Genomic DNA, 14,694 nt, shown 5'->3' with positions numbered 1-14,694 from the left:
GTGCGCAGGCTTACTTCTGAAACGCTTTTTTTAAGCTGATCCGGGAAATCAGCTCAGTTAAAGAGAGCACCATGGTGGAGCGCACCATCTGCTGATAACGCTGCTTCTGCATGGCGTAAAGCTCAGGATCGCTGGTATCGAACTGCGGCGCCGGGGGAAGAGCCGTAACGCAATGTAGCTCACCCAGCGGCCCGAGGATCTCGTCGTCGGTGAAACCATACTCATTGCCGTCGTGATTTAGCTCTTCCCGCAAGGCCATCAACAGCTCGGCATCTTCGTACTCCGGTCGGCTAATAACGCCCAGACCGTAGATTAACTTCAGGCGGACAGATAAATCGCCCAGCGGTCCGTCGCCGTCCAGTAACGGTTCTACCGCATATTTCACCGCGTAATCGTCTTTGCGAAACACCTGAAGCACCAGGATATTCACCGCCTCGGTGAGTAACTCGACGGCGGAAATCAGGAAACTTCGTACAGTTTTGCCAGCATTCAGACGTTCAAGCACACGATTTTCAAAGGCCTGGGTTTGTTCCATTATTGCCTGCATATCTGACAATCTTTTATCCGGGCGCAGGATGACCTGCGCCAGTTCCTGCATCATTTGGTTGCGTTGTAAACGTTAACCGCCTCCACAACCACTTCGCTATTTGCATCCAGTCCGGATACCTGCGCCAGTGCGGCCTGTGGGCCATTATCGTTAATTAATTGCGCCAGTTCCTGAGCCTGCGGATCCTCTGCGCTACGGTAATGCATGGCGGCGGCAATCCCCGTGACCAGGTTTTTGTTAGGCAGGCCATATTCCAGGGTGCCCAGTACCGGTTTAATCAGACGGTCGCCTGCGCTTAGCTTACGCAGCGGCTGACGGCCCACGCGCTCGACGTCATCTTTCAGATATGGGTTTTCAAAACGGCCGAGGATTTTCTGAATGTATGCCGCATGTTTTTCGGCATCAAAACCGTAGCGTTTGATCAGCACCGCGCCGCTCTCTTCCATGGCACCTTTTACCACAGCGCGAATTTTTTCATCGAGAATCGCGTCACGGATGGTCTGATGGCCGGCCAATTTTCCGAGGTAGGCGGTTATAGCATGCCCGGTGTTCAGCGTGAAGAGTTTGCGTTCGACAAAGGCCATCAGGTTGTCGGTCAACTCCATACCCGGAATGGTGGGCAGGGGGCCTTTAAACTGGGTTTTATCGACGATCCACTCGCTGAAGGTCTCAACGGTCACTTCCAGCGGGTCATTGGTCGCGGAGGCAGACGGCGGCACAATACGGTCTACGGCGGAGTCCACGAAACCAACATGCTCTTCAACCCAGGCTTTATCTTCTTCAGCCACGGCGGCCAGCACATGGCCTTTCAGCTGGGAGGTACCACGCACCATGTTTTCACAGGCGATAATGTTCAGCGGCGCGTCATTGCCCTGGGCTTTACGTTTGGCCAGCCCTTTTGCTACGGCGGGGGCGATACGCTCCAGGACGACAGGGCCAACGGCGGTGGTTACGAGGTCGACTTCAGCGATCAGGTCAATGACCTCGTCGCCAATGCTGCTGACCGCGTTAACACCGCTCACGGTATCTACCTGTTCGTTTTCACCCACCACGTGCACCTGATAGCTATGACGGGCATTCAGGGCATCGAGGACTACCTGATTCACATCGGCGAATGTCAGCGTAATGCCCGCGTCTGCCAGCAGTTTGCCGATAAATCCACGACCGATATTACCTGCGCCAAAATGTAATGCTTTCATAGTGTTAACCTTCATTAATGTTTTTACCCGAGAGGGCTGGGGTGAGGAACTTTTCCCCTCACCCTAGCCCTCTCCCCATGGGGGAGAGGGAAGAGAACGAACTTACTTATTCAACAGCGCCAGCACTTCTTCAACGCTGGTGGTGTTAGCCAGACGCTCAATGACGGTTTCATCGTCGAGGGCGTTGGTCAGGCTGGTAATCACCTGGATGTGCTCGTTGTTGCGTGCGGCGATACCAATCACCAGACGGGCGATGTCATCTTCTTCTTCACCGAAACGTACGCCCTGCGGATACTGGCAGAACACAACGCCGGTTTTCAGCACGCGGTCTTTCGCCTCAACCGTACCGTGTGGAACCGCAATGGATTCGCCCAGGTAGGTCGGGGTCAGTTTTTCACGTTCCAGCATCGCTTCAACGTATTCTGGCTGAACGTAACCGCCGGCAACCAGCTGCTCACCCGCAAAGCGAATGGCTTCTTCTTTCGTAGTAGCAGTACGGCCAAGGAAGATGTTTTCCGCGCCCAGTCGGAACAGATGCGCGTTGCTCTCGTCGAAGCTGTCCTGCAGGCTGGTACGCACTTTCACTTCGTTGCTTTCGTGACGCTGCGCAGCAACCAGACGTTCGGTCAGGCTGGTATACAGGCCGCTGTCGAGGAAGTTGGTTAGCGAAATGTGCTGCGCCTGCGGCACCTGGCGCATCGCGCGTTCGGTCAGGTCGCGGTGGGTGATGACCAGGTCAACGTCCCCCGGCAGGCTGTTAATAGCACTGTTGGTGACGGAGATGTTGGTCAGGCCCGCGTCCTGCACTTTCTTACGCAGGACGCCTGCACCCATTGCGCTGGAGCCCATACCGGCGTCGCAGGCAACGATGATTTTACGCACGTGGCTCAGGTCGTTAGAGACATCGCCAGCCGCCAGCGGGGTTGCGCCTTTGGATTCCGCTTTCATGTCGTGCATACGACGGGTTGCCGCTTCGATATCGTCTTCTTCTTTCACCTTGCTGGTTTTCAGCAGGATAGCCGAGACCACAAAGGAGACCGCCATGGCTGCACAGATTGCGGCGATGTTAGCGAAGTAAGCGCCTTTCGGGGTCATCGCCAGTACCGCCAGGATAGAACCTGGGGAGGCCGGAGAAACCAGACCACCGCCCAGCACGCTCAGGGTGAACACGCCGGTCATACCGCCAAGGATAACGGCCAGGATCAGACGTGGATTCATCAGCACGTACGGGAAGTAAATTTCGTGGATACCACCCAGGAAGTGGATGATCGCCGCGCCGCCTGCAGACTGTTTTGCACTGCCGCGACCGAAGAACATATACGCCAGCAGCACGCCCATACCCGGACCCGGGTTGGCTTCAATCAGGAAGAAGATGGACTTGCCGAGGTCATGCGACTGCTGAATACCCAGCGGGGAGAAGATACCGTGGTTAATGGCGTTGTTGAGGAACAGGATTTTCGCCGGTTCAACAAAGATAGACGCCAGCGGCAGCATGTCGTGCGCCACCATGAAGTTAACGCCTGCCGCCAGAATTTTGGACAGAACTTCAACCGCAGGGCCAATGCCGAGGAACGCCAGAATCGCGAGGATCATCCCGATGATGCCCGCAGAGAAGTTGTTCACCAGCATTTCGAAGCCGGACTTGATCTTACCATCCACCCAGACGTCGAATTTCTTAATCGCCCAGCCGCCCAGAGGACCGGCAATCATCGCGCCGAGGAACATTGGCATATCTGCACCGACGATCACGCCCATAGTGGTAATGGCACCCACTACGCCGCCGCGGTCACCGCCCACCAGACGACCACCGGTATAACCGATGAGCAGTGGCAGCAGGTAAGTAATCATTGGGCCAACAAGTTTTGCCAGCGTTTCGTTAGGCAACCACCCTGTCGGAATGAACAATGCAGTGATGATACCCCACGCGATAAACGCGCCGATGTTTGGCATCACCATATTGCTGAGGAAACGACCAAAGCTTTGAACTTTGATCTTGAAATCGGATGACATAAAACACCCCTTCTTCTGTGTACGCAGGCTAGTAGCCCGAGGTTTGTTGTTAATGCGGTGGCAGAGGTAGCCCAGCCCTGTTCGAATGTGTGAAATCTGGCACTGAATCGTTATAGTGTCCAGCGAGCGGAATTTTGTGTGATCTCAATCACGTAAATGTAGGGGGTGCGCAGATTATTGACGTGATCCGTGTCACAAATATGACGTGTAAAAAAAATACAGTGGTCAATAAAGTGGCTGATTTGGCACTAAAGTGTGAGATTTGTCACATAATGCTGGCTCTGGTTTGTTTATGAATTGTGATGAAATTCACAAAATATTTTTATGCAGATTACTCTGGATGTGATCGGGCGCAGACTCTGTCATGGGAGAACTAAACGGTATGAAAGTGAGCAACATTATCTGTGAGTTGAATGATCTCTGCCCGGCACCCGTAATCTCACCGACGGAGGTGACCTGCCTTTTTCTCTTTGCCTGAGCCATACTTAACCTTTTGTTGGCATACAGGAGCAGGCAATGAAACTTATCGGCAGTTATACCAGTCCCTTTGTCCGGAAGATCTCCATTCTTTTGCTGGAGAAGGGAATCACCTTCGAGTTCATCAACGAACAGCCCTATAACGCCGACAATGGCGTGGCGCAGTACAACCCGCTGGGCAAAGTACCCGCGCTGGTGACGGATGATGGCGAATACTGGTTTGATTCACCGATCATTGCCGAATACATAGAAAAGCTGGATATCGCCCCGGCGATGGTGCCGCGCGAGCCGAAGGCGGCGCTCTACATCCGCCAGATCGAAGCGCTGGCCGACGGCATTATGGATGCGGCTCTGGCCTCCGTGCGTGAGCAGGCCCGCCCGCCCGCACAGCAATCAGAAGCAGAGTTGCTGCGTCAGCGTGAAAAAATCAGCCGCAGCCTCGACTGGTGCGAAACCCTGATTCGCGAGGGCAAGCTGGCCACCGACAGCGTTAACCTGGCGACCATCGCCATTGCCTGCGCCATTGGTTATCTCAATTTCCGCCGCGTCTCGCCGGGCTGGTGCGTCGAGCGTCCACTGCTGGTCAAACTGGCCGAAACCCTCTTCCAGCGCGAAAGCTTCGCTCGCACTGAACCGCCAAAGGCGTGATGTCGCCTATAACACTTCCTGGCGCCAGGCTGTACAATCCCTCTTCATATTGACTCCCTCTCCCGTCGGGAGGGGGGAAGAGACCCAACAGCCAGGCACTTTCATGACTACTCAGCACTCTCTCTACAGCCAGCTACCCGCCACCGATCGTCTGCTTCGCGACCCCAGGCTTCTCCCCGTCGTGGAGAAGTTTGGTCATGTCCGCACGGTCGAAGCGTTGCGCCTGTTACAGGCAGAAGCCCGCGACTTTATTCGTCAACAGCAGGCGCTGCCGCAGTGGGACTGGTTTCTGGAAGTGGAAAAACGGCTGGCGGCGGACACGCCTCCAGGGCTACGCCCGGTGTTTAACCTGACGGGCACCGTGCTGCACACCAATCTGGGACGTGCGCTGCTGGCGGAGGAGGCGGTTGCGGCGGTCACCCAGGCGATGCGCCAGCCGGTGACGCTGGAGTACGACCTGGACGGCGCCGGGCGTGGTCATCGGGATCGCCCGCTGGCAGAACTGCTGTGTCAACTCACCGGCGCGGAAGACGCCTGCATCGTGAATAACAACGCGGCCGCCGTGCTGCTGATGCTGGCGGCGACGGCGGCACAGAAAGAGGTGGTAGTATCGCGCGGTGAACTGGTTGAAATTGGCGGCGCGTTCCGTATTCCGGACGTCATGCTGCAGGCGGGATGTAGTCTGCGGGAAGTAGGCAGCACCAACCGCACCCACGCCAAAGACTATCGCGCGGCAATCAATGAAAATACCGCGCTGCTCATGAAAGTGCACACCAGCAATTATGCGATTGAAGGCTTTACCCACGCGGTGGATGAAGCCGAACTGGCGCAAATGGGTCGGGAGATGAATGTACCGGTCGTTGCCGATTTAGGCAGCGGCTCGCTGGTGGATCTGAGCCAGTTTGGTCTGCCGAAAGAGCCGATGCCGCAGGAGTTGATTGCCGCGGGGGTAAGCCTGGTGAGCTTCTCCGGCGACAAGCTACTCGGTGGTCCGCAGGCCGGCATTATCGTCGGTAAACGTGAGCTGATTGCCAAATTGCAGCAGCACCCGCTGAAGCGCGCCCTGCGCGCCGACAAAATGACGCTCGCCGCGCTGGAAGCGACGCTGCGGCTCTATTTACACCCAGAGAAGCTGACCGAACGCCTGCCCACCTTGCGTCTGCTAAGCCGTGATGCCGCCTCGCTACATCAGCTGGGCGAGACGCTTCTGGCGCAGGTTGCCCCGCACTATTCGGACTTTGAGGTGCGCGTTGAGCCTTGCCTGTCACAGCCCGGCAGCGGTTCCCTGCCGGTGGAGAGATTGCCTGGCGCAGCGCTGACGTTCACCCCGCGCGATGGACGCGGCAGCCAGTTAGAGGCACTGGCCTCACGCTGGCGGGCGCTGCCCGTTCCGGTGATTGGCCGTATCAAAAATGGCCGGCTGTGGCTGGATCTACGCTGTCTGGAAGATCAAACCCTGTTTCTGGAGATGTTGCTGAAATGATTATTGCCACTGCGGGTCACGTTGACCATGGCAAAACGACGTTGTTGCAGGCGATTACGGGGATTAACGCCGATCGCCTGCCGGAAGAGAAAAAACGCGGCATGACCATCGACCTCGGGTATGCCTACTGGCCGCAGCCGGATGGCCGCGTGCTGGGGTTTATTGACGTTCCGGGGCATGAAAAATTTCTCTCGAATATGCTGGCGGGGGTGGGGGGTATCGACCATGCGCTGCTGGTGGTGGCCTGCGACGATGGCGTGATGGCGCAAACGCGTGAGCATTTGCACATCCTGCAGCTCACCGGCAGTCCCCAGCTCACCGTGGCGCTGACCAAAGCCGATCGCGTTGATGATGCGCGCGTGGCGGCGGTGCGTGAAGAGGTGCTGGCGACCCTGGCGGAATATGGATTTGGCGATGCGGCGCTGTTTGTCACTGTCGCAACCCAGGGGCAGGGTATTGACGCCCTGCGCGACCATCTGCAACAGCTTCCGGCCCGCGAGCAGGCGGGGCATCAACGTTATCGTCTGGCCATCGACCGGGCCTTTACCGTGAAGGGAGCGGGGCTGGTGGTCACCGGCACGGCCCTGAGCGGTGAAGTGAAGGTGGGTGATAGTCTCTGGCTGACCGGGGTCAATAAAAGCATGCGTGTGCGCGGTCTGCATGCGCAAAATCAGCCCACGGAGCAGGCCCATGCCGGGCAGCGTATTGCCCTGAACATTGCGGGCGATGCTGAGAAAGAAGAGCTTAGCCGGGGCGATTGGCTGCTGTCTGACGCACCGCCGGCGCCGTCGACGCGGGTGATCGTGGCCCTGCAGGGCGAATTGTCCCTGAGTCAGTGGCAGCCTCTGCATATTCACCACGCCGCCAGTCACGTGACCGGCCGCGTGTCGCTGCTGGAAAACGATCTGGCCGAGCTGGTGCTGGATAATCCGTTGTGGCTGGCTGATAACGATCGGCTGGTACTGCGGGACATCTCGGCACGCGTTACGCTGGCGGGGGCGCGCGTCGTTACCCTTCATCCGCCGCGCCGTGGCAAACGTAAACCTGAATATCTGCACTGGCTGGCGCAGCTTGCGAAAGCACCGGACGATCGTGCGGCGCTGCGTCAGCATCTGGAGCGCGGGGCGGTCAATCTGCTGGAGTTCGCCTGGGCGCGCCAGCGCAGTGAGGAAGGGCTACGCGAGCTGACGCGTCATCCCGATTTTATCCAGGCCGGATCCATGCTGCTAAGTACCGGGATTGCCGCCCGCTGGCAGCGTAAAATTCTTGATGTGCTTAGCGCTTACCATCATCAGCACCAGGATGAGCCGGGGCCAGGCCGTGAACGCCTGCGGCGTATGTCACTGCCAACGGAAGATGAAGCCCTGGTCCTGCTGTTGATAGAAAGGATGCGCGAGAATGGGGATCTGCACAGCTATCATGGCTGGCTGCACCTGCCGCATCACAAAGCCGGCTTTACCGATGCGCAGCGCGCCATCTGGCAAAAGGCGGAAGGGCTATTTGGTGATGAGCCCTGGTGGGTGCGCGATCTGGCGCGCGAGACCGCGACCGACGAGCAGGAGATGCGCCAGATACTGAGGCTGGCCGCGCAGCAGGGGCTCATTACGGCGATCGTCAAAGATCGTTACTACCGCAATGATCGCATTGTGGCGTTCGCCAGTTTGATCCGTGAGCTGGATCAGGAGCGGGGGTCAACCTGCGCCGCCGACTTCCGTGACCGGCTGAACGTGGGGCGCAAGCTGGCGATCCAGATCCTGGAGTACTTCAACCGCATCGGCTTTACCCGCCGTCGAGGGAACGACCACCTGCTGCGCGATGCGCTGCTTTTTGCTGCGGACAGGCCGCAACCTTAAGCCTCGCGTCGGGAAAGTGCCTGTTTTGCCAGCCAGACGGCGCCCAGTCGGCCCGCCTGGTTACCCAGTTCACAGGGCAAAATAGGCACCTGCAGGGCCTCCCACTCGTCAAAGGATTGCAGCTTACGGTCGAGCAGCTGATAAATTTTCTCCTGCTCGCTGATGCCGCCGCCGATTAACACCACCTGCGGATCAAACATCGAGATTACGCTGTAAATGCCACGCGCGAGGAAGCGCGCCCACTCTTCCACCGCTTCCCGCAGATGCAGATCGTTTTCCATCAGTTTGAAGAGCGCTTCGCCTTTTGGCATCTCCTCTTCAGAGACCGCCAGCGCCCGGCGACAGGCCTCCATCAATCCTCTGGCAGAGGCGACTTCGTGCATCCCTTCGCCATTATTGCCGACCGGAATCACCCCAAACTCACCGGCGCGGTAGTGCGAACCACGCCAGAGATCGCCCTCCACCACGATGCCACCCCCTATGCCGGTGCCAAGCGTAATGCAGACAAAGTGCTGATAATCGCGCCCTGCACCCCGCCACAGTTCGCCCAGCGCCGCGCAGTTCGCGTCGTTTTCGGCAGTGACGGGGAGATCGGTAAGCTCTGCAAACAGGTCGTAGAGGTTCACATCGTCAAGGAAATCCAGCGCCCCGGCCTTAGCCGCTTTGCCGGTATGCGTATTGATATGGCCCGGGAAACTCACGCCAATGGCCGCAATCTCATGATCTTTCTGGTAAGCCTGCACCACCTCGCGCCACTTTTGCCTGAAGGTCTCTTCATCTTCTGGCGTATCAAATTGATCTTCCGCCAGTTCGTTACCATCTTCATCGATCACGCCATGTTTTATGTGCGTTCCACCGACATCAAAACCGATAAATAGCCGCATTTACGCTTCCTTTATGAGCCTGTGCACCTTAATTATGGCTCAGACCAAAAAACGGAACGTAAAGTAAGGTAATGCGTGAAGGGGCTCGCAAAGCAGACGCTGGCTGGCGCTGTTTTCACCGCCGCGGTCTACCTTTGAAGGACACTTCACGCAAGGAGATGGCCATGACCAACAATCCTCCCTCATCACGCATTCTGCCCGGCGAGTATGGTTTTCCTCTTAAGCTAAAAGCCCGTTATGACAACTTTATTGGCGGCGACTGGGTGGCACCGGCCGACGGCGATTACTATCAAAATGTCACCCCGGTCACCGGACAGCCGCTGTGCGAAATCGCCAGCTCCGGCAAGCGGGATATCGACCTGGCGCTGGATGCCGCCCACAAAGTGAAAGATCGGTGGGGGCAAACCTCGGTGCAGGACAGGGCTGCCATCCTGTTTAAAATTGCTGACCGCATGGAGCACAACCTTGAGCTGTTAGCCACGGCAGAGACCTGGGATAACGGAAAACCCATCCGTGAAACCATGGCTGCTGACGTGCCGCTGGCTATCGATCATTTCCGTTATTTTGCCTCCTGTATTCGCGCCCAGGAGGGCGGTATCAGCGAGGTGGATAAAGATACCGTGGCCTATCATTTCCATGAGCCGCTGGGGGTGGTGGGGCAGATCATTCCGTGGAACTTCCCGCTGCTGATGGCGAGCTGGAAGATGGCGCCAGCGCTGGCAGCCGGTAACTGCGTGGTGCTGAAACCGGCGCGTCTCACGCCGCTATCGGTATTGCTGTTGATGGAGGTGATTGGCGATCTGTTGCCGCCGGGCGTGGTGAACGTGGTGAACGGTGCGGGGGGCGAGATTGGCGAATATCTGGCGACCTCGAAGCGCATCGCTAAAGTGGCCTTTACCGGCTCCACGGAAGTGGGACAACAGATTATGCAGTACGCGACCCAGAACATCATTCCGGTGACCCTGGAGCTGGGCGGTAAATCCCCTAACATCTTCTTTGCCGACGTGATGGATGAAGAGGATGCCTTTTTCGATAAGGCGCTGGAAGGCTTTGCCTTATTTGCCTTCAACCAGGGGGAAGTCTGTACCTGCCCGAGTCGTGCCCTGGTGCAGGAGTCTATCTATGAACGCTTTATGGAGCGCGCAATTCGCCGCGTAGAGTCTATCCGCAGCGGCAACCCGCTGGACAGCGTCACCCAGATGGGGGCGCAGGTTTCTCACGGGCAGCTGGAAACCATCCTTAACTATATTGATATCGGTAAAAAAGAGGGGGCGGATGTCTTAACCGGCGGGCGCCGCAAACAGCTTGGCGGCGATTTAAACGAAGGTTATTACCTCGAGCCGACGATCCTGTTTGGTAAAAACGATATGCGTGTCTTCCAGGAGGAGATCTTCGGCCCGGTGCTGGCAGTGACCACCTTCAAAACGATGGACGAGGCGCTGGAGCTGGCGAACGATACCCAGTATGGTCTGGGGGCAGGCGTCTGGAGCCGTAACGGTAACCTGGCTTATAAAATGGGTCGCGGCATACAGGCAGGGCGCGTATGGACTAACTGCTACCATGCTTACCCGGCACACGCCGCCTTCGGCGGTTATAAGCAGTCAGGCATCGGACGTGAAACTCACAAGATGATGCTGGAACATTATCAGCAGACGAAGTGCCTGTTGGTAAGCTATTCCGATAAGCCCCTCGGGCTGTTTTAACTTCCCTGAGCAGGCTGCCCCACGGCGGCCTGCTCAATCTGCTTACGCAGCGTATTCATTACGCCATCCAGCACATACTGCACGCGGAGTGGCTGGTATTCGCGTTTACGGAAGATGGTCACCAGATCCAGCCACCACTCCTCCTGATGGGTAAAGCAGGGCACCATCAAACCCTGCTCTATCTCTTTTTGCAGGCTCTCTTTTGGCGCGAAGACGATCCCCAGATGATTACGCGCCAGTTCGAGCGCCGCATGGGTGTTGTCACAAATATAGTTACCCGTGACTTTGTAATCGCGTATCTGTTCGCTCTGATGTGCGCGGAATCGCCAGATGTTGGCGTCATCGACGATCATAGAATCGATAAGAATACAGGAGTGGTTAATGAGATCGTCCGGGCTGTTAATAGGATGATTTTTTATATATTGCGGAGTAGCAAACGCAGTAATGGAATATTTGGTGAGGGTGCTGGCGACCAGGTTTTCATCTTTCGGTTGCGCATAGGTAATTAATATATCGCAGTCATCAGGGAAGGTGACGCCTTCGTAGAATTCGTTGGTGCTGAGATTATAGGTCTTCAGGCTAATATGAATGTCTTCGAGATTTTTAATTTCATGGATCACGTAGCGAGCCAGATAGGTAATAATTCCTGTTGGCGCATATATTGTCACTTTTCCGCGCTTTTCGTGCTTGTAATCACCAATGAAATTGATCAGTCGCTCGTTTTGTTTGAGTGAACGGTTAATGTAAGGCAACAGTGATTCGCCAAACTGAGTCAATGCCAGATGGCGGGTGGTACGCTCAAATACCTTAAGCCCGACCCGTGCCTCAAAATCAGAGAGACATTTGCTGACATTGGCCTGCGCCATGCCTAACAGAGCGGCAGCATCGCCGATACTGCGGGTCGCAGCGATGACCGAGACGATCTTTAATTCACGCGGTTTGATCTGCAGTTTGCGCATGGGTAACGCCCATCTATATGATTTCATATATAATATTATATAAACAACTTAATTGCACCGCGAATTTTGTAACCATTACTATGCGCCGGGTCGTAATATTATTAATGGACGCATGGAATGGCTTTTAAAAATAAATTTATCCTCGCCGCGCTTTTATTTTCCCCGTTTTCCGTCATGGCGGCAGAATTTTCCCTGGGCATGGGGGCTGCATATAATGAATCGCCTTACAAAGGGTATAACGATACGCTCTCTGCCGTGCCGCTGGTCAGCTATGAAGATCATCATTTTTATGTGCGCCAGGCTTCTTTGGGCTGGATTATCTGGAAAGATGAGAAAAACGAACTGAGTTTGACCGCTTCCTGGATGCCGCTGCACTTCGACCCTGACGATAATGACGACGCTCACATGCGCCAGCTGGATAAACGCCGGGCCTCTGCCATGCTGGGGGGCGCATTTTATCGCCACGAGCGCTGGGGTAGCCTTAAATTGACTCTTGCGGCAAATGCCGGGGACGAAAGCGGCGGCGTAATGGGGGAATTGGCTTATTTCAAGCCTGTTCGTATGGCGCGTTTTACCCTGACGCCCTCCGCGGGTGTTTATTATTACAATGAGAACTTTAACGATAAGTACTATGGCGTATCCGCCTCTGAATCACGCCGCAGCGGCCTGCAGCAGTACGCCGCAGGCGACAGCTGGATGCCTTACGTCGGGCTTTCGGCCCAATATGCGCTTACGTCACAACTCCTGCTGAACGCCAGCGCCCGCTACGCCGCATTGCCTGATGCGGTGAGAAAGAGCCCGATGATCGATCGTGACGATAGCGTTACGCTGATGATCGGGCTCGCCTGGCGCTTCTGATGATGCGAATCTGCCGCCAGGAAAAAGGGCATCCTTCATTCGCCTGGCGGTGCTCCCCTGCCTGGCGGTTCGCCCGGCGGCGTTGATGTCGCGTCGTCCATGCCGGGTTTATGCCTCGTCTACCCAGATCCGCATTTCCCCTTCGCCGCGATTAGCCCAGCTAAACCACGGAATAAACGTTAGCGTCTGTGCCTGCGATGGGCAGGGGGCGCGATCGTACTGCCAGAGCGGCGCGTTTGTGCCGTCTTCGCTGTTTCGGCAGTATCCCTCTGCTTGTATTAACATTTTATGGGCGAAAATCCCCTTTCCTTCAAAGACACGGAATGTACTGTCGGCGGGCAGGGTTAAATTATGCAGCCCCTCGCCGTTATCGGCCTGCTCCAGGCAGTAAACCAGCGGGCCGCGCTGGATGGCCACCTTGCCCGCCTGCTGACGCACCTGCCCGTTGCCATACACCCGGCGAACCGGCATCGGTAGGGTGAGAACCAGCGCATCTCCCTCCTGCCAGCGGCGATTGAGGTACAGATACCCCTGGCGCACCTCACCTTGCAGCGTCTCACCGTTCAGCGTTAATTGCGGGGCATCGCACCAGTCCGGCAGGCGCAGCGCCAGGGTATGTTCCACCGGTACCGGAGAGGTAATGGTGATAGTGACCTGATCCTGCCACGGATAGTTACCGCCGATGCGCAACTGCAACTCCTGGTCCCCTACCGGGAACGCCATACTGTTGCCCACGTATAAATTGATGAACAACGCATCGTCACGGACTGTATAGATGTAATGACCAATCGAGGTCAGCACGCGGGCGATGTTCGGCGGACAGCAGGCGCAGCCAAACCAGCGTTGGCGAACAGGCTTCACGTGGTCGTAAATATGGTTAAAAGCCAGCGATTTAGGATGCACTTCAAGCGGGTTTACATAGAAGAAGTGCTTACCATCGAGCGCCATGCCGCCCAGCACAGTATTGTAAAGCGCGCGCTCCATCACGTCGGCGTACTGGCTATTGGCTTCCATCTCCAGCATGCGTCGGGCAAACATCATCAGCCCAATGGAGGCGCAGCTTTCGGCGTAGACGGTGTCGTTCGGCAGATCATAATCGCTACTGAACGCTTCGCCGCTGCTTTGTGAACCAATACCGCCGGTGATGTACAGCTGGCGTTGCGCCATATTGTTCCACAGGCGCAGACAGTCCTGACGCTTGCCTTCGTCCTGGCTTAGGCGTGCCAGATGTGCCACGCCGGTCATCAGATAGACAAAACGCACCGCGTGGCCGATGGCCGTCTGCTGTTCGGCAATCGGCTGATGCGCCTGGCTATAGGCTTTATCTTTCACCATCCACGCCGGGCCGTAGGTATTCCAGTACGACGTTTTTCCGCGCTTCTCATACTCGATGTCGTAAAAGTGCGGCTGCGCGCCGCGCTCCTCGACGAAATATTTTACCAGCGCAAGGTAGCGAGGCTCCTGAGTGACATCGTACAGGCGCATCAGCGCCAGCTCGATTTCAGGGTGGCCGGGATAACCGTGGAGCTGCGTATCATGCGGGCCAAAGACGCTGTCGATATGGTCTGCCAATTTGCACACCACCTCCAGCAGGTTACGTTTACCGGTGCCCTGGTACCAGGCCACGCCCGCTTCGATCATATGCCCTGCACAGTAAAGTTCATGACATTCAGCCAGGTTGGTCCAGCGCTCGTCCGGTGCTTTGACTGTAAAGTACGTATTGAGGTAACCATCGTCACACTGCGCCGCAGCGACCAGAGCAATCACCTCATCGGCCGTTTTCTCCAGCTCGGGGTCAGGTTTCTGGCACAGAGACCATGCGACGGCTTCCAGCCATTTCGCGACGTCGCTATCCTGGAAAACCATGCCGTAAAAGTCACCGTGCTCCAGCCCCGCTGCGATACGAAAGTTTGTGATAGCGTGGCTCGGTTCCGCCTCGGCAATCCGGTCGTTCAGGGCATCCCACTGATAGGGGATCACCACATCGCGAACAAGCCGCTGATACTGACCCAGGAAAGGGTCACTGATTTTTAATTTATGCAGGTCGGGTTCCATTATGGACATCTTCTACTC

At 56.5% G+C, this 14,694-nt stretch carries 11 protein-coding genes; 5 read left to right on the top strand and 6 right to left on the bottom strand.

What is annotated here, in order from left to right; genetic code table 11:
* Positions 1 to 10 precede the first annotated feature (10 nt).
* The 3 genes from mtlR to WFN75_RS18230 all read right to left on the bottom strand — a co-directional run bounded on the left by mtlR (position 11) and on the right by WFN75_RS18230 (position 3,756).
* On the bottom strand, positions 11 to 601 hold the full coding sequence (gene mtlR, locus WFN75_RS18240) for a mannitol operon repressor MtlR (RefSeq protein WP_040077870.1): 591 nt from the start codon (positions 599 to 601) through the stop codon (positions 11 to 13).
* Positions 598 to 1,746 (bottom strand): mannitol-1-phosphate 5-dehydrogenase, encoded by a 1,149-nt coding sequence (gene mtlD / locus WFN75_RS18235; protein WP_336996632.1) that lies wholly within the window; start codon positions 1,744 to 1,746, stop codon positions 598 to 600. Before mtlD ends, mtlR begins: the two co-directional genes overlap by 4 nt.
* A 102-nt stretch (positions 1,747 to 1,848) precedes the next feature.
* Positions 1,849 to 3,756, bottom strand: coding sequence for a PTS mannitol transporter subunit IICBA (locus WFN75_RS18230; RefSeq protein ID WP_040077872.1), 1,908 nt, complete (start codon positions 3,754 to 3,756; stop codon positions 1,849 to 1,851).
* Positions 3,757 to 4,272: 516 nt separating this feature from the next.
* Between WFN75_RS18230 and WFN75_RS18225 the strand changes: the two genes are divergently transcribed.
* The 3 genes from WFN75_RS18225 to selB all read left to right on the top strand — a co-directional run bounded on the left by WFN75_RS18225 (position 4,273) and on the right by selB (position 8,217).
* Positions 4,273 to 4,881: a glutathione S-transferase gene (locus WFN75_RS18225; RefSeq protein ID WP_040077873.1), complete on the top strand. Its 609-nt coding sequence runs from the start codon at positions 4,273 to 4,275 to the stop codon at positions 4,879 to 4,881.
* A gap of 103 nt (positions 4,882 to 4,984) precedes the next feature.
* Positions 4,985 to 6,364 carry an L-seryl-tRNA(Sec) selenium transferase gene (selA, locus tag WFN75_RS18220; protein ID WP_286772303.1) on the top strand — a complete coding sequence of 460 codons (1,380 nt, stop codon included), beginning with the start codon at positions 4,985 to 4,987 and terminating at the stop codon, positions 6,362 to 6,364.
* A complete protein-coding gene (selB, locus tag WFN75_RS18215; RefSeq protein WP_336996631.1) occupies positions 6,361 to 8,217 on the top strand; it encodes a selenocysteine-specific translation elongation factor in 1,857 nt (618 codons plus the stop codon). Before selA ends, selB begins: the two co-directional genes overlap by 4 nt.
* On the opposite strand, the gene WFN75_RS18210 is transcribed toward selB, so the two are convergent.
* On the bottom strand, positions 8,214 to 9,101 hold the full coding sequence (locus tag WFN75_RS18210) for an ROK family protein (RefSeq protein ID WP_046886282.1): 888 nt from the start codon (positions 9,099 to 9,101) through the stop codon (positions 8,214 to 8,216). The two genes, selB and WFN75_RS18210, sit on opposite strands and share 4 nt — an antisense overlap.
* Positions 9,102 to 9,265: 164 nt before the next feature.
* Here WFN75_RS18210 and aldB point away from each other — a divergent pair, with 164 nt between their 5' ends.
* Positions 9,266 to 10,804 carry an aldehyde dehydrogenase AldB gene (gene aldB, locus WFN75_RS18205; RefSeq protein WP_336996630.1) on the top strand — a complete coding sequence of 513 codons (1,539 nt, stop codon included), beginning with the start codon at positions 9,266 to 9,268 and terminating at the stop codon, positions 10,802 to 10,804.
* Here the strand turns inward: aldB and WFN75_RS18200 are convergent.
* Entirely contained in the window at positions 10,801 to 11,763 is a 963-nt protein-coding gene (locus WFN75_RS18200) for a LysR family transcriptional regulator (RefSeq protein WP_336996629.1), read from the bottom strand. The genes aldB and WFN75_RS18200 overlap by 4 nt on opposite strands.
* 117 nt (positions 11,764 to 11,880) lie before the next feature.
* On the opposite strand from WFN75_RS18200, the gene WFN75_RS18195 reads away from it, so the two are divergent.
* Positions 11,881 to 12,621 (top strand): MipA/OmpV family protein, encoded by a 741-nt coding sequence (locus tag WFN75_RS18195; RefSeq protein WP_336996628.1) that lies wholly within the window; start codon positions 11,881 to 11,883, stop codon positions 12,619 to 12,621.
* 108 nt (positions 12,622 to 12,729) lie between these two features.
* On the opposite strand, the gene WFN75_RS18190 is transcribed toward WFN75_RS18195, so the two are convergent.
* Positions 12,730 to 14,685: a glycoside hydrolase family 127 protein gene (locus WFN75_RS18190; protein WP_336996627.1), complete on the bottom strand. Its 1,956-nt coding sequence runs from the start codon at positions 14,683 to 14,685 to the stop codon at positions 12,730 to 12,732.
* Between the last annotated feature and the right edge of the window lie 9 nt (positions 14,686 to 14,694).

This window comes from Leclercia sp. UBA7405 (assembly GCF_037152215.1).
GTDB lineage: Bacteria > Pseudomonadota > Gammaproteobacteria > Enterobacterales > Enterobacteriaceae > Enterobacter > Enterobacter pneumoniae.
The sequence above is the reverse complement of the archived record's forward strand: the minus strand, read 5'-3'. Positions and strand labels throughout refer to the sequence as shown.